A 21,028-nucleotide genomic window follows, 5' to 3' on the forward strand; every position below is an offset into this window, starting at 1 on the left:
TTTTACGGGCATACGGAACCAGCGAGTAGCGTCAGGAGAACATCATGAGCATTCAGGCAACGGGCATGCGCGCCTATAGCGAAGCCATACAGCATTTCAGCAAGGTTTCAAGCAGCTTGCAGCAAGGGTCGGCGGTCGGCGGGCAGACGCTTTTTTCCCGCACTCTGGATCAGAGCCTTGCCCGCAGCCAGGTGGATACCGGTGAAAACTTTGGCGCACAGGTGGACAAGATGCAGTTCCCCGGCAAGGCTTCAACGCCGGTGATGCCCGAAAACAGCTTTACGGGAACGCTCAAAGACTCGCTCAACAAGGTCAGTCAGTTGCAGAACGTGAAGGATAAAGCCATCGACGACTTCGCTTCCGGCCGTACGCAAAACGTGCAGGAACTCATGATCACCATGCAGAAGTCCAGTCTTGCCATGAAGCTGACCACCGCTGTGCGCGGCAAGGTTCTGGAAGCGTATAAAGAAATTTCAAAGATGCAGTTCTAGACAGTGTAGCCACGAGCGCCTTTTCAGGCATCTCTGCGTCGAACTTCGCCTTTTATTCCGGTCGAGTACCAACAGAGTACACTCCCTGCATAAAAGGCTCGTTCTCCTTGATATGACTGAAAATTCATCTCGTGACGACACTGTCTGGGGAAACGCTGATTCATTCCGCTTGGCGGTGTTGCTTCACTTTTTTTGAACCAGTCGAGGTCGGAAGAGTCCACTCCTGCTTCAAAAAAAGATCGCGCCTTGCCAAACGAAATACCCGCGCGTTTCCAGGAGGCTCTTTACTCAGTGCTTCTCTAGATAAAGTACGCCGGGGGATTCCCTTTTACGGTCTGACTGCCTGACAGTTCATATCTGGCCTGCGCAACTCTCTGACCAGCAGAATTCTCTCACCTGCACAACTCGCGCTCCTGAACGACCTTTCCTCATGTGGCCCTGCCGCTGGGGAAAGGTTTTTTTATGGCTTCACAAATTTGAGCGCCAGGCGGCAGGCCAGGCAGCCAGATGTTACCTGTCAAAAGCGCATGCTTATATAGTGGCATAGCTCTTGCTATGGCTAGTAAAGCCCGGCCCTGGTGTCGGAAAACCAGCGCTCAAGCGCACAGGAGCGGAACATGCCTGCATTCATTCAACAATTCGTCAACGCCCTTGCGGCTATATGGGCCAAGATGAGCCCACTGCAACGCATTGCTTCCGTTGGCGGGGCTGTCGGGCTGCTGGCTGCGGTCATTGGTATGTCCATCTGGCTGACCCGCCCAGAATACAAGGTTCTTTATTCCAACCTTGGCCCGGAAGACGCCAGCGTGGTCATCAAGACCCTGCAGGGCGACAAGGTGGCCTACCGCATCACCGACAACGGCGCCACCATCATGGTGCCGCAGGAAGTGGTTTACGACCAGCGCATCAAGATAGCTGGCGAAGGCGGCCTGGTGGGGCAGGGCATAGGTTTTGAAATTTTTGACAAGGTCAAGGTCGGGCAGACCGACTTTGTGCAGAAGATCAACTACTCACGTGCGCTCCAGGGGGAACTGGCCCGCACCATCAGCCAGTTTCCTGGTGTTGAAAGCGCCCGCGTGCACCTGGTCATCCCGCGCCGCAGCCTTTTTATCGAAGAGCGCCAGTCTCCTTCGGCCTCGGTGGTTCTCAAGCTTAGCCGGGCCAACCTCAAGATCGACCAGAAAGAAATCAACGCCATTCTCAACATGATGCTCATGTCCGTTGAAGGGCTGGACAGAGCCCATGTTTCCATCACCGACACCAGCGGCAAGGTTCTTTACCAGCCGGAAGAAGACAGCCTGGCGGGCATCACCACCACCCAGATGGAATACCGCCAGACCGTGCAGCGCAACCTTGAACGCCGCATTGAAGAAATGCTGCAGCCCCTTTTCGGCTCTGGCCGCGTCATCGCCAAGGTCAATGCCGATATGGATTTCAGCCAGAAGACCATACGCCGCGAACTTTTTGATCCTGAAAAAACAGCGGTTCGCAGCGAATACCGTCAGGAAGAAAGCCAGCAGGGCCGCGCCAACCTTGAAGCGGGCGCGCCGGATGTAAATTTTCGTGGCGACGGCATCACCGGTTCGGTTTCAGACCAGAGCGGCACACGTGAATCACGCACCACCAACTATGAAATCAACAAGGAAGAACAGCAGATTGTTTCAAATGTGGGTGAATTGCGTCGTTTGACGGTTGCAGTCCTCATTGATGGCACGTATGTAAAGACCGATGGCACCTGGACCTTTATGCCGCGCAAGAGCGAAGAGCTTGAGCGGGTACGCCAGTTGGTGCACAACGCTGTGGGTCTGGACACGGCCCGGGGCGATGCCTTGGAGGTCAGTTCCGCGCCCTTTACCGACTCGGAGCCGCCCAAGGACCCCAACTTCGCCGACATGCTGGCCGACTACGCCGAGCGCCTGGGCAAGCCCCTGCTCAACGCGCTGCTGGCGTTCCTGTTCCTGATGCTCATCGTGCGGCCTGTGGTGCTGGCGCTTATCCGCCCCAAGGTCGAAGCGGGCGAAATGGTCGAAGGTCTGGAAGGTCTGCCTGCCGCCGAAGAGCAGCTTGCTCTCTATGAGGCGCTGGAAGAGGCCGCCAGAACTGAAGACGAATCGTCGATGGGCGATGCGGATGACGAGGACGATATGATGTTCAAGGACATTGAAGCACTGAAAGCGCACATCTTCAGCCTGTCGGACAACCATATGGAACAGGTGGTAAGCCTGGTGCGCGGCTGGATGAAGAGAGATGAAACAGTTAAAGCCTAGCCCGTCACGACCAAGCCCGCTGACAGGGGATGAAAGCAGCCTCGCGTCGTCTTCTCTCGCCCAGCTCAAGACCTTGCGCCGGGCGCAACGAGAGACAAATCAGCGGGTTGAAGATTTGAAGCTGCGGCTGTTCCGCATTACGGAGCAGCATATGGATCAGGCCGTGCGGCTTATCAAGCGCTGGCTTTCTGACAAGGAGTAAAGGAAACGCTGCTGTATTCCGTTTGGCGGCCTTGCTTCACTTTTTTTGAAACAGTCGAGGACGGAAGAGTCCCCTCCTGCTTCAAAAAAGGATCGCGCCTTGCCAAATGAAATAACGGCGCGTTTCCAACAGGCTCTTTAATCGGTGTTTTCTAAAATCCCTCTGCCTCAGGGCCGAGGTGAAGGAGTTGAGGATGGAGCTGACCGGCAAACAGCGCATAGCCGTGCTGCTGCTCGCCATGGGCGACAAGTTCACGGCCGACGTGTTCAAGCGCATGGACAGGCAGGAAATAGCCGAAATCTCCAAAGCCATTGTGGACTTGGAGCCCGTGCCGCGTGAGGATGTCGAGGAAGTGCTGCGCGAATTTCATGAGTCCCTGGTGGAAGGCGTGGACATGATCGCGGGCGGCAGCGATATTCTCAAACGCATGCTGGTCAAAAACCTTGATCCTGAAACCGCCAAGTACATTATGGACTCGCTCAGTCTCGAAACCGGGCCAGCGCCCTTCCGTGAGCTGGAGCAGGTGAGCCCCCGTCTTCTTTCACAGATTTTGCGCAACGAACATCCGCAGACCCTGGCGCTCATACTCGGCCATCTGCACCCCGACCAGGCTGCCAATTTATTGACAAGCCTGCCTGCGGGCGTGCGCGCCGAGGTGCTCATGCGTCTGGCGCGCCTTGAGGCTGTGCCTGAGGACATGCTTATGGAAGTGGACAAGGTGCTCACAAGCCAGCTTATCGCCATGGGCGGCAAGGAAGGCAAAAAAGTGGGCGGCGTCCAGTCCGTGGCCGAAATCCTCAATGCCGTGGACCGCGCCACCGAAGAGGAAGTCCTGTCCGAGATCGAAGAAGATTCCGCCCAGATGGCCGAAGATATCCGCAACCTCATGTTCGTGTTCGAGGACTGCAAGAATATTGACGACAGGGGCGTGCGGGAAATGCTCAAGGAGATTTCCAATGAGGATCTTACTCTGGCCCTGCGTGGCGCCACTGACGATCTCAAGGAAAAGTTCTTCAAGAACATGTCCGAGCGCGCGGGCAACATGATTCGCGAAGAACTGGAGTACATGGGCCCCACCAAGCTTTCGGACGTGGAAGCCGCGCAGCAGAATATAGTCAAGATCGTGCGCCGCCTTGAGGCCGAGAGCAAGCTGGTTGTGAGCAGAGGCGCGGGCGAAGTCTTCGTCTAGGGCTGAACTCCTGAAGCTTTTGAGAGGTATTACGGCACTCTTGCCCAAACCGCGTTTTTCCGTAGAAACTGCAAGTTGGAAAAAGTCATGGCGTCAGATCAGTTGCGCAAAAAATGGGGAACTGTCTTCATGGGTGAGCGCGAAGCCACCGTGGAGCAGCTTGACGCCATGCAGGAACCCCTGCGCCGCGAACGCATGCAACATCAGCAGCAGGAAGACTATTTTGACCGGGTGCGGGCCAAGGCCGAGGAGCGTGCGCGCGAAATACTTGGCGCGGCCTATGCCGAGCGCCAGAAAGTGCTGGAAGAAGCCAGGGTTGAAGCGCATGAACTGAATAAGCTGCTCACGCACGAAAGCGCAGCCATAAAGGCGCAGGCCCAGGAAGAAAGAAACCAGGCGCAGGCGGAACTGGCGCAGGCGCAGGCCTTGCGGCAAGAAGCGCAAGACTTGCATGAAAACGGGCGAACCGATGGTTTTCAGGCCGGAATGGATCAGGCCGGGCAGGAACTCAAGGAATTTCGCGCTGAAATAGGGCAGGCCCTTGGCGTGGTGCTTCATGCTCTGGACAGGCAGCGTCACGCCATTTGCGAGTCCTGGCGCGAGCAACTGGCCCAGCTCACGCAGGAGGCCGTCACCGCTGGCACCGGCTGGGTGCTGGAAAAAGAGCACAAAAAAATATTGCAGTCTCTGATCTTTGAAGCGCTCAATCTCCTTGAAGACCGCGCCACCGTCACCCTGCGCGTGCATCCCGACGACGAGGATACCGTCAGCGACATGTTTATGGCGGCGCGCGAGCGCGTGCCCGAACTGCAACAGTGGATCGTCAACGGCGATCCCTCGGTGGGACGGGGCGGTCTGCTGGCCGAAAGCGTCAGCGGCAGCGTTGATTGCCGCCGCGAGCTCTATACGGAACTGGTCAACGGCGTTTTGTCCTGCCTCACTCTGGGGCCAGGTCAGGATGACCAACGCCAGGGCGAGGCTGTCAGTCAGCTGGTGCGTCAGGAGGCAGAGCGCATTGCGGCCATAGCCCCCGAACCGGAGCAGGCGTCCGCACATGGGGAGCATGTGGATGGGCACGCCGGGCAGCCGGACGCAACGGGATACGATGAACAGCCTGCGAGCGCGGCCCATGCTGACCCTCTGGATGTCGAACTCCCCCCTGATGTGCCTGTTGATGCGCCCGCCAGTATGCCCGGCGACATGCCCGCCAGCATGCCCGGCAGTATGCCCGCCGACGGGCAAGACGCTGTGCCCAATGCTCTGGCAGAAACCGTGGCAGGCGATCCGGCTGGCGGAACCGCTGCCGCGCCGCAGGGGCAGGACAACCCGCATCAGGACAACTCCCGTCAGGACAACCCGCATCAGGACTTGCCCGCCACGGACGAACCTGCGCTGCCGGAAGATCACCAGGGCCCCATACCCGACTCCCAAGCCCTGAGCGTGGAGGAGCCGGAATGGTCTGCCGCGCAGGCCGACGCTTCTGCCCCGGCGGAGCGCCGGCCCTCGGAAGAAATGCATACGCAAAGCGCTGCGGGCGCGAGCCAGCAGGCAGGTTCCGAATCGCCTGGTCAAGGGTCGGGCACAGCAACTGCCGCGCCTGCCGGACAGCAAGGCGAAGATTATGCCCCTGCCGCACCCGCGCAGGCGACCGAACCCGCACCCGCTCACGGCTCTGCCCCGGTGCAGTCTCCGGCTGGCGGAGAATATGCGGGCCAAAAACATGCGGGCCAGGAACATGCAGGCCAGGAACATGTGGGCCAGGAACATGCGGGCCAGGAAAAGACGGCTGCCGCCAAGGTTCGCCCGTCCGGCCAGGCCGAAAACCCCACGCTGGCGGAACTGGAAGACGAGCTTTTCCCCCTTGAAGTTGAAGCAGATGAGGAATCCGGCCTGGTGGAACATCTTTCTCCCCGGGCTTTTGCCACCTCTGACGACTCCGGGCTTTCCGGGCCTGTCGGTACTGCCGGGCCTGCCGGAAAGGACGGCCATGACGACCATGACGTTTTTTCCCAGGGCGGTTTTCTGCCCGGTGCGGATAAAGGCCGCTGATCCTGGGTTCTGCCATGAAACTTGACCCGCAAGCCTGCATCAAGCTGCTGCAAGCCAGCAACCCCGTCCGCCTCTATGGCAAGGTCAACAAGGTCGTGGGCCTTGTGGCTGAAGGCAGCGGCCTGCGCGCCCCCCTGGGAGCGGTCTGCCACATGCTGCCCGATGATGCGGACGACGGCATCGCCGCCGAAGTGGTGGGGTTTCGCGACGGAAACCTGCTCTTCATGCCCTATGGCGATATGCGCGGCATCCGCCCCGGCAGCCGCATCCGCAATACCAGTCTGCCGCCTGTTTTTCCCGTGGGGCCGGAACTTCTGGGTCGCGCCTTTGACGCTTTTGGCACGCCCCTGGACGCGGGCCCGCCCGTCAGTACGGAACTCTATTCCTCTCCCTTGCCCATGGGCGACAATGCCAAGGCCGATTTCGCCCGTCAGTTGGAAGAACAGCTTCCCTTTGTGCCGGAATGGGCGGAGGCGGCGCGCCAGCAGTGGCATCCCGAGCTTGCGCCCATTTACGCCGATCCGCCCAGTCCTTTGCAGCGCCCCCGCATTACGGACATCCTTGATGTCGGCGTTCGGTCGGTCAACAGCCTGCTCACTCTTGGCAAGGGGCAGCGCGTGGGCATCATGGCCGGTTCCGGCGTCGGCAAGTCCACGCTGATGGGCATGATGGCGCGGTACACGCGCGCCGACGTCAACGTCATCGCGCTCATAGGCGAACGCGGCCGCGAAGTTGTGGAATTTATGGAGCGCGACCTCGGCCCCGAGGGCATGGCCCGCTCGGTGCTGGTCATCGCCACTTCCGACCAGTCGCCGCTGGTGCGCATGCGTGCTGCCTACGCGGCCACGGCAGTGGCCGAATATTTTCGCGACAAGAGCATGGACGTGCTGCTCATGATGGACTCGGTGACGCGTTTTGCCATGGCCGCCCGCGAGGTTGGCCTGGCCGTGGGCGAGCCGCCGACCACAAAGGGCTATACCCCCACAGTTTTCGCTCAGTTGCCAAAGCTGCTTGAGCGGGCCGGGCGTTCCGCCAAGGGAACCATTACAGGCATTTACACCGTCCTTGTGGACGGCGACGACTTTAACGAACCCATTGCCGACGCCGTGCGCTCCATTCTTGACGGCCACATTGTGCTTACCCGCGATCTGGCAGACCAGGGGCACTTTCCCGCCATCGACGTGCTGCGTTCCATCAGCCGTCTGCGCTCGGACATCTGCGAGCGGGAGGACATCCTGGCCGGGCGCGTGGTCACGCGCAATATGAGCACCTTTCGCAAGGTTGAAGATATGGTCAATATCGGCGCCTACGCACGGGGCACCAATGCCGAAATTGACGCCGCCATCATCAGCATGCCCGCCATCAACAGCTTTTTGCGCCAGGACGTTGGCGACCCGCAGTTTCTTGAGCAGAGCATGCAGCAACTGCGCGCCCTGGCCCAACTGGCGGAAGGGGCGGCAGCCCAGCAGGGCGAGCCCCCCGTGCCCTCCGGCCAGAACGGCGTGGCCCCGCAGCGGGGCTGACCTTTAGAGCAGATCAACTTTGAAATGAAAAGCATTTCAAAGTGTTCATTCAGCCGAAAGTCGTATTTTTCGGCTGAATCCACGCCACGTTGTGGCGCGCTGCACGAAAGTGCAGCGTTAGAGCATTTGCACTTTTTCAAAAGTAAAATGCTCTAGCAACAGCTGCACGGATTATATTTGCGAATTCTGTCACATGCGGCTTGAAGGCTGTATGTGCTTATGCTAGGCTGAATTGACATGTGCGTTTTCGGCTTGCAATGCAAAAAATGATGCCTTTTATTTCAATAACGCGCCCATAAAGCACGCTTTTCGTAAATGAAAGCCTGCTTTTTGCCCAAGCCGGAATCCGCAGAATGCCCGCCAGGGCTGGACCGCGCCTGCGCCCGGTTTGCGGCGCTGTCCGGCTGATCTTTGGTTATGGCAGGCCCTCGCTTTGCCTGCGTTGCCGTCTGGCAGCGGCAACAACCGGGGAGGGCGGCCGCATCGGGGTGGCATTCCGGCACATGGCGCATTTCCGTGTCCGCGGTCCGGCGATACCGCCGCTGGCGCACAGGCCCCGTAGTTTACGTATCCGGGGCTTTGTCACGAGTTCTGGAGCCGACATGTCTCTCTCACGCCTTCTGGGCTTTTTTACGCGGTCCGCCAGACGCGCCGCCGCCAGTGTCACGGCTTCCGACAGCGAGGCCGAGCACTTCTTTGCACTGCGGCACCATTCCTTCAAGCTCTTCTTAACGGCATGGAACACCTTTCAGGAAACCATGACCGCCCTTGAATACACCTTGTGTTGCGACCATCCCTTCGGGCTGTATCGTGTGCGCGCCCTGTGCACCAGCATGGCCACCCAGGTTTTTCAGTGCGTCAAGCAGCTTGAAAGGCTCGATCCGGCTCCGTGCCAGGCCTTGTACGCCCGGTTTGCCGAGCTTCAGAAAAATGTGGCCGATGATGTGTACGAGCCGGAAGTGTGCCTTCTTGGTCCGCTGGTGCTGCCCCTCGGCGAAGATTCCGATCTTGAGGCGCTTTCCGGCCAGGGCGGCTTTCCTCTGGTGGACCCGGCAACCCTGCGGCTTGAAGAGGTGCGGCGGCGTCATCCCCAGTTGGCGCCCCGGGGCTTTGCCATCACCATGGCCGGTTGCCAGCATTTTTTACAGAGCAATGACCTGCAAAGCGAGATCAACCGCCGTATTCAGGCGGCAGGGGGGCTTGCGCCCAAGCATCTGGCCAAGCTGTCGCGCGGTCTCGGCCAACTGGTTGAAGATACGCCCTTGCCGCCTGACCTGGAACAAGAAATCCGTGCAGCGCTGGCGCGTTTGCGCGCCTCCAGCCAGCACGAGTCCATGCGTCTGGTGCTGCGTGGGCGGCTGTGGCCGCCTGAAGCCCGTGGCAGCGACGATCCCGGCCTGATTCTTTGGGGGCCTTCCGTCCCTCTGGACGCGTCCGACGAGGAAATTTTGCACGCGGTACAGCTGACGCTGGCGCGCAAGCAGCGCGCCCAGGCTCTTGTGTACCGCCGGGCGCGGGGCCTTACCGATGCCGGGGCGGGCGTGTGCATTACCTGCATGGCTGTGGAGGAAGGTTCCTGGGGCGGTCTTGCCCATTCGTGCAGCCCTGTGCGCGCGCACGGAGAACTGGTTCACGTCTACGCCTGCCAGGGCCTGCCGCAAGAACTGGATTATTCGGTGCTGCCTGCCGATCACGCCACGGTGGACAGGCAACCGCCTCACGAAATCGTCAGCCTTGCCGGCCCTGACGACGCGCCCTGTCTTGTCCTTGATGCCGATACGGCCAGGGATGTGGCTGCTCTGGCCCTTGAGCTTGAAGAACTGCTGGGGTGCCCGGTTTCTCTTTCCTGGGTGCGGACGCCGCAAGGGGAATTGCGTCTGCTGCTGGTGCGGCCCATTCCCCTGCCGGTGGACGCAGTGGACATGCCGCCTGTGCTGCCTGAAGTCGGCCCGAACCTGCGTCTTTCGGGCGGGTATACCGTCAGCCCCGGCAGGGTGGCGGGGCCTGTCTGCGTGGCGCGCCGCTGGGAGGACGCCCGGCGCTTTCCGCCTGGCGGCATTTTGGTGGTGCCTGATGACAATTATCGTTGGGGAGCCTTGATGGACCGCGTTGCTGGCATCATTGCCAAAGAGGGGCTGGCCGGTTCGCGTCTGGCCTCGCTGGCGCGGGAATTCGGCAAGCCAGCCATTTTTGGCATGGCCGGGGCACTGGACACGCTGGAAAACGGGCAGAGCATCACCCTGTGTTCCGACATCTGTCAGGTGTATGCGGACAGACAGGAGTCGCTTTTGCCCAATGTGCCGCCCGGACGCGACTATATGCCGGGCAGCCCCGTGTACCGCATTTTGCAAAAAGCCTCGGCCCGTATCCTTCCACTGACCATGGACGTGGACAGCCCGGAATTCAAGGCGGCCAATTGTCAGACCTATCATGACATCGCCCGCTATTGCCACGAAAGGGCCGTGAGCGCCATGTTCTCGCTTGGGGCGGAAAAAAAATACGCGCCGCAGCGGGTAAAACAGTTGCGCGACAAGGTGCTCAAGCAGTTCTGGGTGGTAAATCTCAGTGACGGCTTCGCCGTAACCCCTTCCGGGCCTGTGATCGATATTGACCAGATAGCGTCCGTACCCATGCGTGCGCTCTGGCGCGGCATGAACGCCTATCCCTGGCAGGGGCCGCCGCCCGTGGACGGCAAGGGGTTTTTGTCCGTGCTTTTTGAGGCCACGGCCAATCCCAATCTGGATCCTGCGGCGCAGACGGCGTATTTTTCAGAAAAAAACTATTTCATGATTTCACGCGACTATTGCAGCCTGCATTCACGCTTTGGCTTTCATTTTGTGTCCGTGGAGGCGCGCCTTGGCGAGCGCACTCCGGAAAACTACCTCACCTTCCATCTGCGCGGCGGGGCGGCCAACATTGAAAGACGCATCCTGCGCGTGCGCTTTGTGTCTGAAATCCTTTGGGAATTCGGGTTCGCCCCCACAGTGCGCAACGACGCGGTCAGCGCCACCCTCAAGGGTATGGATCGCGAAGAAGGCGAACTGCTGCTGGCCATTGCCGGGTATATGACAATCCACACCAGGCAATTGGACATGATCATGCAGGACGCAGCGCAGGTGGCCGCACGGCGTGAAGAAATGCTGAACCACTGCCGCATGCTGTTCCGGGGCGAGAGCCTGGCGCAGGACGCGCCCGGTGTGGAGGAGAAGCAAGCATGTCCGTAACCGCGCCCACACCACATCGTGGCTACAAGGCCATCTACCGCCGCCTGTTGCTTACCCTGCTGCTCATGGCGCTGACGCCGCTGGTGGCCCTGGGCCTTTTCTGCATAGACAGGCTGAGCGTCATCTATGACGAGAAGATCAGCGCAAGCATCGAGGCTGTGGCCAGCAGCAAGCACCGCGCGCTGGATACCTTTATGGTGGAACGCGTGGCCCAGATCAAAAATCTGGCCTTTACTCACCCGTATGCCGACCTGAGCAATCCCGCGCGCCTGAGTGAAATTTTCAGCGTCATGCAGAATAATAGCCGCTCCTTTGTGGATGTGGGCGTCATCGGCATGGACGGGCGGCACGTCTCCTATGTGGGGCCGTACGATCTCAGGGACAACAACTATTCCGATACTCCCTGGTTCAGGGAAGTGTTGCGCAAGGGCGTGCATGTCAGCGACGTGTTCATGGGCTACCGAAACGAGCCGCACTTCATCATTGCCGTGCTGCGGCACGAGGGGGGGCGCAGTTACATAGTGCGGGCCACCATTGATATGGACGCCGTGGTGGCTCTGCTGCGCCGCGTGTATTCCGGGCCGCACAGCGACGCGTTTCTGATCAACGCCAAGGGCGAACTGCAAACGGATTCGCGCTATCACGGCAAGAGCATGGATACGTTCGACGTTGCCCTGCCCGACTTGACGCGCAAAACCGTCGTCACCCAGTACCTCAAGACGCCCGAGGGGCAGGAAATGCTGGCCGCCGTGATGTCGCTGGAGTCCATGCCCTGGCGGCTTGTGGTGCTGGATGATGTGCGCGACAGCCTGCGGCCCTTGCGCCAGCTCAAGGCGCTCATCATTTTCTTTATGGTTCTGGGCAGCGGACTTGTCTGCATGGGGGCTGACCTCTGTACGCGGCGGCTTGTGGCCTCGTTGGAAGAGTCGGATCAGAAACAGGCCCATATTGATGCCCGCATGCTCCAGTCTAGCAAGATGGCGGCTCTCGGCAAGATGGCCGCTGGCGTGGCGCACGAGGTGAACAATCCTCTGATGCTCATTCAGGAAAATGCCGGCTGGATACGCGATCTGCTGGAAGACGAAAACGCGACGAGTATGAAAAATTATCAGGAAATACTCGAAAGTACTGAAAAAATAGACCAACATGTCAAAAGGGCCAAGGGGATTACGCAACGCATGCTGGGCTTTGGCCGCCGCATGAATCCGGGGCGCACCGAAATCCTCATCAATTCCCTGACCGACCAGGCTGCGGAGATGCTCAAAACCGAAGCTACCAACCGCAATATTTCCATTATCAGGGACTATGACCCGCAAGTTCCGGTCATCCTGTCCGATCCGGCGCAGCTTGAGCAGATATTTATCAATATCATCGACAATGCCGTTGACGCCATTGGCAAAAACGGCTCTTTGACCATTCGCACGCTTGCGTGGAAGAAGGGCGTTCGCGTACTGTTTACTGACACCGGCCCCGGCATGGATCAGGAAACCATGTCGCGTATTTTCGATCCTTTCTTCACCACCAAGAAGGTTGGCGAGGGAACAGGGCTTGGGCTGGCCATCTGCTATACCATACTTGAAAAACTGGGCGGGCGCATTGAAGTGCAGAGCCAGCTCGGGCAGGGCACCACATTCAGCGTAACCCTGCCGCCAGAGCCGCCGCAGCTGCCGGCGGAAGACGTGAGCGCGGTCTAGAGCAGATCAACTATGAAATGCTTCACATTTCATGTGCATATGGCTTGAATCCTGATTTTGGGGGCGCGCATGCGCCAGACAGTGTATTGATTGAATGGCCGCGCGGAAAAAAATTGTCACTCCGGCGGCCACCGGCGGCAAGAAACAACGCATCGGCAACCTGCCCGGCCTGGCCGCGGCACTGCCTGTAACCGAGGAGGCCCCATGCGCGCATTGTTTGTGGACGACGAACTAGAATTTTTGGAATTGATGCAGAAGCGTCTTGTCAGACGCGGAATGGAGGTCGCCACTGCGCCCGATGGACAGACCGCCCTCAACATGGTCGATGAGGCGCTGGCCCCCGGTGGGGAGCCCTTTAATATCGTGGTTATGGACGTGCGCATGCCCGGCATGGACGGCCTTGAAACCCTGCGTCACATGAAGCAGAAAGCGCCCAAGCTGCCCGTCCTTCTGCTGACCGGCCATGCCTGTATGGGAGTGGCCGTGGAAGGCCTGGACCTTGGCGCGTACGACTACATGCTCAAGCCCGTTGCCATCAGCGAACTCATCATCAAGATGGAGGAAGCGGTTCGTTCCGCTGTGTAGCATGGCCCTGCTCAAATACTTGCGACACTGGCTGGGGCGTGAGCAGCCCTCGGAGCCGGATCCGGCGGTACTGGCCCGGGAGGAAGAGCTAAAGGCCCGGCTGCGCGAGCGTTGCGCCCGGTTCCGCCGTCTGCTCTCGGCCAACAAGCGCGCTCTTGAAGCCATGAGTGAGGTGGAAGACCGCCTTGCGGGCGCGAGGCCGTTTGGCATGGACTACGTGCATGCCGTCAGCACGCGCGCCGTTACCGCCGTCTTTCAGATGGTGCGCGAACTCAACGCGCTTTCCGACAACGCCTATGCCGCCCTGCAGGATTCCTTTGATCGCATACGATCAGAAATGGAATCCATGCTGGAGGAAATGCCCCATCAGGACGGCCCCCTCATCCTGCACCTTGACCAGATCAGCCTGAACGACCTCACCCTGGTCGGCGGCAAAATGGCCAATCTTGGCGAAGTCGCCGCCCATGCGGGTCTTACCGTGCCGGACGGTTTTGCCGTAACCGTCAGCGCCTATTATCGTTTTATGGAATATAACGGCCTGCAGAGCGAACTGAACCGGCGCATTCAGGCAACGGACATGCAGAGCCTGGATGAAGTCTTCAGCCTTGCCGCCGCCCTGCAAAAATCTGTGCTCACAGCGCCGCTGCCGCCCGAACTTGAAAAAAGCATCACCGAAGCCGTGGATGCCATGCGCGTCAAGGCCGGGCCAGGGCTCAAACTGGCTCTGCGCAGCAGCGCGGTGGGCGAAGATTCCCTGGGGGTTACCTTTGCCGGGCAGTACAGGTCTGAACTCAACGTGCCGCCGGAAGAAGCCTGTGAAGTGTGGAAGGAGATTGTCGCCAGCAAGTATGCGGTAACGGCCATGAGCTACCGTTATCAGCATGGCATTCCTGACGATGCAGCGCCCATGTGCGTGGGGGTGCTGGCCATGGTGCCCGCCGCTGCCGGGGGGGTGGCCTACAGCCGCGATCCCGTGGCCGCCAGCCGTGGTCGCGAGCAGATTCTTCTCAATGCCGTTCCCGGTTTGCCGCAAGCCGTCGTGGACGGCGTGGTTACCCCTGACGTGTATATTTTCAGCCGCAAGGTTCCGCCGGAACTCCTCCACAAAAGGCTGGCCGGGCCTGAGGGCACGCCACCAAGTCTTACCGACAAACAGGCGGCTGACCTCGCTAAAGTGGCCATTGCCCTTGAAGCGTATTATACCGAACCCCAGGATGTGGAGTGGGCCCTTGATGCCGAGGACGGGCGCATCGTGGTTTTGCAGAGCCGCCCCCTGCGTGAGGCCAATTCCGCCACGGAGCAGAGCAATATTGAGCATCAGGGGGCAGGAGAAGAAACGGGCGAAGCCTTTGTGCTTGCAGACCTGCCCGCCGGGCTTAAGGTGCTGGCTGCCGGCGGCGTGGCCGTAAGCCCCGGCGTTGGCATGGGGCCGGTCTTTGTGGCCCGCAAGGAAGCGGACATGCTTTCCTTTCCTCAGGATGGCATTTTGGTGGTGGAACGGGCTTTGCCGCGCTGGGCGCCGCTGCTTTCGCGCGCCTCCGGGCTCGTCAGTGAAACAGGGGGCATGGCCGGGCATTTGGCGTCGGTAGCGCGTGAATACCAGCTGCCAGCCGTCTTCAGCCTGCCCGACGCCTGCCTCTTGCTGCGCGAAGCCGGCGAAGCCACGCTGGATGCCGGGCGCTGCGCCGTTTTTGCCGGACGGCAGCCGCAACTTGCCTCCACAGCGGTGGAGCCGACCAATCTCATGGCTGGCAGTCCCGTGCATCAGCGGCTTCAGGCTTTGAGCCAGCTTATGGTGCCCCTGCATCTTCTGGACCCCGACGCGCCGGAATTCACGCCCGCCCATTGCCGTACCTTGCACGATATCACCCGCTTTTGTCATGAAAAGTCCGTCCTGCTTATGTTTGAAGAGGAAGATGCCGGCGCCAGCAGGCGCATGGGCAAACAACTGCGGGCCGGGGCCAAGCTGCAATACTGGATTGTGGATATGGGCGGTGGATTCCGGCACCGCGTGACCGGCCCCATCGTGGATCTGGATGTGATCGCCAGTGCGCCCATGCTTGCCCTTTGGGACGGTATGGTCGCAGTGCCCTGGGCCGGGCCGCCTGCGGCCAGCGCAGCGGGTTTTATGACCATTATGCTTGAGAGCACGATGAAGCCCGAGCTTGAAAGTACCGCGCCCAACAGCATGGCCAACAAAAACTTTTTTATCATTTCTGATAACTATATGATCCTGCAGGCTCGCTATGGCTATCACTTCTGCACAGTAGAAAGCCTTGCGGGCGAGCAAAGCCACGAAAATTTCGTGAACTTTCAGTTCAAGGGCGGCGCGGCGGACAGGGAACGCCGTCGGCTGCGCGCCCGCATGGTGGCTGACCTGCTGGAGCAGTACGGGTTCCGCGCGGATGTGAAGGACGACTCGGTCTTTGCCGTGGCCGAAGGCTACAGCGCCACAGAAACATTGATGAAGACGCGCCTCCTGGGCTACTTGCTCATCCACACCCGCCAGGTGGATATGATCATGCTGGAAACAGAAAGGGCCACGGCGCTGAAAAACAAAATGCTGGCGGATATGGAATCATTAAGCGCCAGGCCGCTTTTGGGGAGATCTCTTTAGAACATACTGCGTGGATAAACAGCTTTTTTGTGGGGGAGGGACCCTTTTTGCAAAAGGGTCTCCTGCCCCACGCCCCAACCAACTAAAATCTTTATTATTTTTACTACAATATACGCTGAAGCGCGGGCCAAGAGTCCGCGTCGTTAAGACTGCGTACCCCCAAATACTACTGCCGTGTCTCTGGCACTAGAGCATTTTAACTTTGAAAAAGTGTAAATGCTCTAACGCTGCACTTTCGTGCAGCGCGCCACAACGTGGCGTGGATTCAGCCGAGCTTCAGCCGTTGCGACGCAGGAAGCTACGGATAAAGACAGCATGAGTAACTTACATTTTGTTCTGTGCAATCGCTGTCGCCATTCGGAAGACTCGTAGACTCGCCAACGACTGCCGCAAAGACAGCAATTGGTTAATAGAGCGACCAGCCTGCTGATGGTTGTCGCAAATCGCATTTTTCGGCTGAATGAACACTTTGAAATGCTTCTCATTTCAAAGTTGATCTGCTCTAGACGTTTGACCGCTTTTGGGCGAGACCCGTTTCTGTCATTGCAGGCCGATCGCAATACAGATATGCCCCGGAAAGCGTCGTAAATTTCTTGCCGCCGTCACGCCACTGCCCGATTGCTGGATGCAGCCTTAGGGTGCCCCGACTACCAACCTTGCATTTCCTCTGAAAGCCGCCTAATACGGTATTCCATGCCTTTTTGCCATGAACGGAGAAATTATGACAAAACCTCGCGTATTTGTAACCCGTAGTGTACTGCCTGAAGCTCTGGATCTGTTGCGCACACGTTGTCAGGTTGATGTGGGACCAGCTGAAGGATTGTCCGGAAAAGCCCTGATTGACGCCGTGAGCGGGGTGGACGCCGTTATCGCCACATTGCAGCATCTTGACTCTGACGTTATGGAAGCCCTTGCCCCCACGTGCAAAATCATTTCCAGCTATGGCGTCGGTTATGACCATATCCCGGTGGCGGAAGCCACGCGCCTTGGTATCTGGGTGACGCACAATCCTGACGCCGTCACAACCGATACGGCTGATCTCGCCTGGGCGCTGATGCTTGGCGTGGCCCGCAAGCTGCGTGATGGAGATTTGACGGTACGTAATGACGAGACCCCCTGGGGCGTCACCATTCATATGGGCCTGCGGGTGAGCGGCAAGACCCTGGGCATTGTGGGCAGCGGGCGCATAGCCCTTGCTGTGGCAAAGCGCGCGCAGGGTTTTAACATGCGCCTCAGCTATACGGGCCGCCATAAAAATGAAGCATTTGAAGCCGCCACCGGCGCGCAGTACCTGAGCAAGGAAGAACTGCTGGCCTCATCCGACTTTGTAAGCCTGCACATTCCCCTGACCGATGAAACGCGGCACTACATCAGTACGCCGGAACTGTCGCTCATGCGCCCCCACGCCATCCTGATCAATACCGCGCGCGGCCCTGTAGTGGATGAAGAAGCGCTGGTGATCGCCCTGAAAGAAGGCCGCATTGCCGGAGCCGGACTGGACGTTTTTGAGAATGAACCGCATGCGCATCCTGCCTTGCGGACCATGAATACTGTGCTCATGACCCCGCACCGGGGTGTCGCCACCATCGACTCGCATGTGGATATGGGCGAGTCCTCGGCGCGAAAAATATTTGACGCCCTGGAAGGCAGGATGCCGCAGGACTGCCTGAATCCCCAGGCGCGCAAACCCAGTGTGGTGTAGCGTAGCTTCACAGTAAAAGGCCAGGTTTTGCGGGGAAGGGCCCCTTTTGCAAAAAGGGCCCTCCCCCACGCCCCCCCCCTAAAAATCTTATTGTGTTTTAGCGCTGCGCGCGAGTACAGCGCGTAGCAACCAAATTGCAAGAAGGCCGCCCCTCACGGGGCGGCCTTCTTGCAATTGACAGTACCGCCTGAACTTATGGCGCATTCCGTCATGAACGGGCTGCGCCGCTGCGAAAATCAGTGCGAGATGATGCTGGCCAGAAATTCTTTGGCGCGCTGGGTCTGCGGGCTGTCAAAGAACTGCTCCTTGGGCGTGTCCTCAAGAATGAGGCCTTCTTCCATAAAGAGCACCCTGTGCGCAACCTTGCGGGCAAAGCCCATTTCGTGCGTGACCACCATCATGGTCATGCCCTCATAGGCAAGCTCCACCATGACATCCAGAACTTCGTTGATCATTTCCGGGTCAAGGGCAGAGGTGGGTTCGTCAAAAAGCATGGCCACGGGGTCCATGCACAGGGCGCGGGCAATGGCCACACGCTGCTGCTGGCCGCCTGAAAGCTGCGAGGGGTACTTTTCCGTATGCTGGTCAAGACCCACCCGGCTCAGCAGGGCAAGAGCCTTTTCTCTGGCTTCTTCACGATTTCTTTTAAGCACTTTTTCCTGCGCGAGAACAAGGTTATGAATGATGTTCAGATGAGGAAAAAGCTCAAAGTGCTGAAAGACCATGCCCACGCGGCTGCGCAGCTCCGCAAGGTTGGTGCGTTTGCTGGTCACTTCTGTGCCGTTGACGAATATCTGGCCGCTCTGCACGCGTTCAAGGCCGTTGACGGTCTTGATAAGCGTTGATTTGCCCGACCCGGAAGGCCCGCATACAACCACCACCTCGCCCTTGTGGATGCTCGTGGTGCAGTCGCGCAGCACATTAAAATCACCGTACCACTTGGATACGTTGTTCAAAACAATCATTGCTTCTTCGGTAGGGGTATTCATAGCTTGAGTCTCTTTTTTACCACGGTTACGGCCAGGGAAACGCAGAAGCAGACCACGAAGTAGCCAGCGCCCGCAAAGAGCACCATTTCTATCTCATAGCCGGTGGTCTTGCCAATGTTGGTGGCAGTGCGGAAAAAATCTGCAAGGCCTATGATGTATACGAGGGCCGTATCCTGAAACAGAATCACGCCCTGGGTCAGCAGCAGGGGCGTCATGACGCGAAAAGCCTGCGGCAGGATGACATAGGTGAGGGTTTGCGACTTGGTCATGCCAAGGGCAAGAGCCGCATAGTTTTGCCCTCTGGACACGCTGTTCATGCCCGCGCGAATGATTTCAGCGTAATAGGCGGCCTCAAACGCGGTAAAGGCAACCATGGCCGAAACAAGGCGTATGTCCGTCAAGGGCGAAAGATGGAGAAATTTGGTCAGAAATTGTGGCACAATAAGGTAGAACCACAACAAAACCATGACCAGCGGCACAGAGCGGAAGCAGTTGACGTACGCCGCCGAAAGCCAGCGCAGGGGGGCATAAATGGATATGCGCGCCACCGCCAGAAGCGTGCCGATGACCATGCCAAGCACAATGGAAGTCAGCGTTATCTTGAGCGTGACCATAACGCCCTGACCCAGCAGGGGCAGGCTCTGCTCAATGATGCTCCAGTCAAAATCAAACATTTTTGCCTCCCATGCCTGTGGAGGGCAGCCGCATTTTCTTTTCAAGCATCCTCATGAGACGCATGACGATAAAGTTCAGAAATACATAGGCCAGGGTAACGGCAATAAAGGATTCATAGGCAAAGCCCGAAAATTCCAGCAGGCGGTTTGCCTGTGACGTGAGCTCCACCAGTCCGATTGTGGAAGCCACAGCCGTGTTCTTGACCATATTGAGCATTTCTGAGGTCAATGGGGGTATGATAATGCGGTAGGCATTGGGAAGCAGCACGTATCGATAGGTCTGGGGCAGGGTGAGGCCCAGGGCTAGGGCCGCGTAGCGCTGCCCGCGCGAAAGCGCCAGAATGCCCGACCGTACCTGTTCACAGACGCGCGCGCCTGTAAACAGCCCGAGCGCACAGGTGGAAAGAATGAAAAACTGCGCATTGGGGTTCAGCTCGGATTTAAACCAGACGCTGAGGTCATACGGCAGAAGATCGGGGGCCGCCAGATACCAGATAAAAAATTGAACGATCAGGGGGATGTTGCGAAAAATGGCAACATACGTGGCGCCCACGCTCCGAAAAAAATTGCTGGGCAAGGTACGTAATATACCGAAAAAAGAGCCTACTATGAAGGCTACAATCCAGGCACAGATAAAAAGAGCCGCGGTAGTGAGAAAACCGTCAATCAACCAGTTGAGGTAGGTGACGTTTCCGAACGGCGCTTGTTCAAAAAAAATGCCCCAGTTCCAGTTAGCCTGCATCAGAAAGTTCCATCCATAAAGATAAAGCGTGATTCATTCTGCCTTGTGGCGTACGGCAAGTCTGATGGCGGAGCGCCAGCGGGATGTCCGGCTGGCGCTCCGCATTGCAAACCAAGGTTCAAATAAAGATTAATTCAGGGCTTTGTCGTTGGGGGCCTTGAACAGGTTCTTCATTTCGTCGGACATGTCAAAGTTCATGTTCATGCCCTTGGGGGGGATGGGCTGTTTGAACCAGCGCTGGTAAGATTTTTCAGCTTCGCCGTTCAGTTGCAGTTCGGCAATGGTGCCGTCCACCAGCTTCTTGAAGGGGGCGTCACCCTTGCGAACCATGCAGCCGTAAGCTTCAAAGCTCTGGGGGGTGCCCACGATGACCCAGTCGGCAGGCTTTTTGGCCTTGGCGCGTTCGCCGGCCAGCAGGGCGTCGTCAATAAAGAAGGCCACGGCACGGCCGGATTCCACAGTGCGGAAGGCATCGCCATGGTCTTTGACGCTGATGACGTTGATGCCAAGCTTCTTTTCGTCATTCATCTTGTTCAGCAGCATTTCGGAAGTGGTCCCGGCGGTGACGGCCACATTCTTGCCCTTGAGGTCGTCAAAGTCTTTGATGCCGGAGTTTTTGTGCGTAAGCAGGCGGGTGCCGACAATAAAGAAGGTGTTGGAAAAATCCACTTGCTGCTGACGGTCAAGATTGTTGGTGGTTGAACCACACTCAAAATCGTAGGTGCCGTTCTGGAGCAGAGGAATGCGGTTTTGCGAGGTAATGGGTACAAAACGCACTTTCAGGTCGGGCATGTTGAGCTGCTTTTTCACAGCGTCAACAACCTTGTTGGAATAGTCTTGCGCATAGCCGATGACGTTCTGCTGCAAGTCATAGTATGAAAAAGGTACGGAGGATTCGCGATGCCCTACAACGATTACGCCGGTTTCCTTAATTTTTTTCAAGGTGCCGGTCAGTTCTTCCGCCTGGGCAGATGCATGGGCGGCGGTCAGCAGCAGCAAGCCTGCCAGCGCGGACAAAAAGATTTTTTTCAGGGTCATGGTTTCCTCCTAAAAAGGTGCATTGCAGGGAGCAAACTTTGG

General features: G+C 58.4%; 15 protein-coding genes. 11 read left to right on the forward strand and 4 right to left on the reverse strand.

Annotated features, from left to right (window positions below):
- The first annotated feature begins 44 nt into the window (after positions 1-44).
- From fliE to DESU86_RS12265, 11 genes are all read left to right on the forward strand, one after another.
- Entirely contained in the window at positions 45-491 is a 447-nt protein-coding gene (gene fliE, locus DESU86_RS12215) for a flagellar hook-basal body complex protein FliE (protein ID WP_179981293.1), read from the forward strand.
- A gap of 617 nt (positions 492-1,108) precedes the next feature.
- The gene (fliF, locus tag DESU86_RS12220) at positions 1,109-2,758 is read left to right on the forward strand and encodes a flagellar basal-body MS-ring/collar protein FliF (RefSeq protein WP_179981294.1); all 1,650 of its coding nucleotides are present in this window, start codon (positions 1,109-1,111) and stop codon (positions 2,756-2,758) included.
- Positions 2,739-2,960 (forward strand): flagellar M-ring protein FliF, encoded by a 222-nt coding sequence (locus DESU86_RS12225; RefSeq protein ID WP_232088361.1) that lies wholly within the window; start codon positions 2,739-2,741, stop codon positions 2,958-2,960. Before fliF ends, DESU86_RS12225 begins: the two co-directional genes overlap by 20 nt.
- Positions 2,961-3,153: 193 nt before the next feature.
- The gene (gene fliG / locus DESU86_RS12230) at positions 3,154-4,149 is read left to right on the forward strand and encodes a flagellar motor switch protein FliG (protein WP_179981295.1); all 996 of its coding nucleotides are present in this window, start codon (positions 3,154-3,156) and stop codon (positions 4,147-4,149) included.
- Between the two features lie 87 nt (positions 4,150-4,236).
- Positions 4,237-6,198, forward strand: coding sequence for a FliH/SctL family protein (locus tag DESU86_RS12235; protein WP_179981296.1), 1,962 nt, complete (start codon positions 4,237-4,239; stop codon positions 6,196-6,198).
- A 14-nt stretch (positions 6,199-6,212) separates the two neighbouring features.
- Positions 6,213-7,721 carry a FliI/YscN family ATPase gene (locus tag DESU86_RS12240; RefSeq protein WP_179981297.1) on the forward strand — a complete coding sequence of 503 codons (1,509 nt, stop codon included), beginning with the start codon at positions 6,213-6,215 and terminating at the stop codon, positions 7,719-7,721.
- Between the two features lie 602 nt (positions 7,722-8,323).
- Positions 8,324-10,945 (forward strand): PEP/pyruvate-binding domain-containing protein, encoded by a 2,622-nt coding sequence (locus DESU86_RS12245; RefSeq protein ID WP_179981298.1) that lies wholly within the window; start codon positions 8,324-8,326, stop codon positions 10,943-10,945.
- Entirely contained in the window at positions 10,936-12,639 is a 1,704-nt protein-coding gene (locus tag DESU86_RS12250) for a sensor histidine kinase (RefSeq protein WP_179981299.1), read from the forward strand. Before DESU86_RS12245 ends, DESU86_RS12250 begins: the two co-directional genes overlap by 10 nt.
- 204 nt (positions 12,640-12,843) lie before the next feature.
- Entirely contained in the window at positions 12,844-13,224 is a 381-nt protein-coding gene (locus DESU86_RS12255) for a response regulator (protein WP_179981300.1), read from the forward strand.
- A 1-nt stretch (position 13,225) separates the two neighbouring features.
- Positions 13,226-15,841: a PEP/pyruvate-binding domain-containing protein gene (locus DESU86_RS12260; RefSeq protein WP_179981301.1), complete on the forward strand. Its 2,616-nt coding sequence runs from the start codon at positions 13,226-13,228 to the stop codon at positions 15,839-15,841.
- A 721-nt stretch (positions 15,842-16,562) separates the two neighbouring features.
- The gene (locus tag DESU86_RS12265; RefSeq protein ID WP_179981302.1) at positions 16,563-17,543 is read left to right on the forward strand and encodes a 2-hydroxyacid dehydrogenase; all 981 of its coding nucleotides are present in this window, start codon (positions 16,563-16,565) and stop codon (positions 17,541-17,543) included.
- Between the two features lie 236 nt (positions 17,544-17,779).
- Here DESU86_RS12265 and DESU86_RS12270 read toward each other — a convergent pair whose 3' ends face one another.
- From DESU86_RS12270 to DESU86_RS12285, 4 genes are all read right to left on the reverse strand, one after another.
- Positions 17,780-18,508 carry an amino acid ABC transporter ATP-binding protein gene (locus tag DESU86_RS12270; protein ID WP_179981821.1) on the reverse strand — a complete coding sequence of 243 codons (729 nt, stop codon included), beginning with the start codon at positions 18,506-18,508 and terminating at the stop codon, positions 17,780-17,782.
- A 20-nt stretch (positions 18,509-18,528) separates the two neighbouring features.
- A complete protein-coding gene (gene gltK, locus DESU86_RS12275) occupies positions 18,529-19,206 on the reverse strand; it encodes a glutamate/aspartate ABC transporter permease GltK (protein ID WP_179981303.1) in 678 nt (225 codons plus the stop codon).
- Positions 19,199-19,948 carry an amino acid ABC transporter permease gene (locus DESU86_RS12280; RefSeq protein ID WP_179981304.1) on the reverse strand — a complete coding sequence of 250 codons (750 nt, stop codon included), beginning with the start codon at positions 19,946-19,948 and terminating at the stop codon, positions 19,199-19,201. Before DESU86_RS12280 ends, gltK begins: the two co-directional genes overlap by 8 nt.
- Before the next feature lie 129 nt (positions 19,949-20,077).
- Positions 20,078-20,986: a glutamate/aspartate ABC transporter substrate-binding protein gene (locus DESU86_RS12285; protein WP_179981305.1), complete on the reverse strand. Its 909-nt coding sequence runs from the start codon at positions 20,984-20,986 to the stop codon at positions 20,078-20,080.
- Positions 20,987-21,028: the final 42 nt, after the last annotated feature.

It is taken from the genome of Desulfovibrio sp. 86 (assembly GCF_902702915.1).
Lineage (GTDB): Bacteria > Desulfobacterota > Desulfovibrionia > Desulfovibrionales > Desulfovibrionaceae > Desulfovibrio.

Bases quoted from the DNA above. Each gene is read 5' to 3' on its own strand.
- fliG (WP_179981295.1), top strand. From the start codon at position 3,154: ATGGAGCTGACCGGCAAACAGCGCATAGCCGTGCTGCTGCTCGCCATG.
- DESU86_RS12270 (WP_179981821.1), bottom strand. From the start codon at position 18,508: ATGATTGTTTTGAACAACGTATCCAAGTGGTACGGTGATTTTAATGTG.
- DESU86_RS12265 (WP_179981302.1), top strand. From the start codon at position 16,563: ATGACAAAACCTCGCGTATTTGTAACCCGTAGTGTACTGCCTGAAGCT.
- DESU86_RS12255 (WP_179981300.1), top strand. From the start codon at position 12,844: ATGCGCGCATTGTTTGTGGACGACGAACTAGAATTTTTGGAATTGATG.
- DESU86_RS12235 (WP_179981296.1), top strand. From the start codon at position 4,237: ATGGCGTCAGATCAGTTGCGCAAAAAATGGGGAACTGTCTTCATGGGT.
- DESU86_RS12250 (WP_179981299.1), top strand. From the start codon at position 10,936: ATGTCCGTAACCGCGCCCACACCACATCGTGGCTACAAGGCCATCTAC.
- fliF (WP_179981294.1), top strand. From the start codon at position 1,109: ATGCCTGCATTCATTCAACAATTCGTCAACGCCCTTGCGGCTATATGG.
- DESU86_RS12225 (WP_232088361.1), top strand. From the start codon at position 2,739: ATGAAACAGTTAAAGCCTAGCCCGTCACGACCAAGCCCGCTGACAGGG.
- fliE (WP_179981293.1), top strand. From the start codon at position 45: ATGAGCATTCAGGCAACGGGCATGCGCGCCTATAGCGAAGCCATACAG.
- gltK (WP_179981303.1), bottom strand. From the start codon at position 19,206: ATGTTTGATTTTGACTGGAGCATCATTGAGCAGAGCCTGCCCCTGCTG.
- DESU86_RS12240 (WP_179981297.1), top strand. From the start codon at position 6,213: ATGAAACTTGACCCGCAAGCCTGCATCAAGCTGCTGCAAGCCAGCAAC.
- DESU86_RS12245 (WP_179981298.1), top strand. From the start codon at position 8,324: ATGTCTCTCTCACGCCTTCTGGGCTTTTTTACGCGGTCCGCCAGACGC.
- DESU86_RS12280 (WP_179981304.1), bottom strand. From the start codon at position 19,948: ATGCAGGCTAACTGGAACTGGGGCATTTTTTTTGAACAAGCGCCGTTC.
- DESU86_RS12260 (WP_179981301.1), top strand. From the start codon at position 13,226: ATGGCCCTGCTCAAATACTTGCGACACTGGCTGGGGCGTGAGCAGCCC.
- DESU86_RS12285 (WP_179981305.1), bottom strand. From the start codon at position 20,986: ATGACCCTGAAAAAAATCTTTTTGTCCGCGCTGGCAGGCTTGCTGCTG.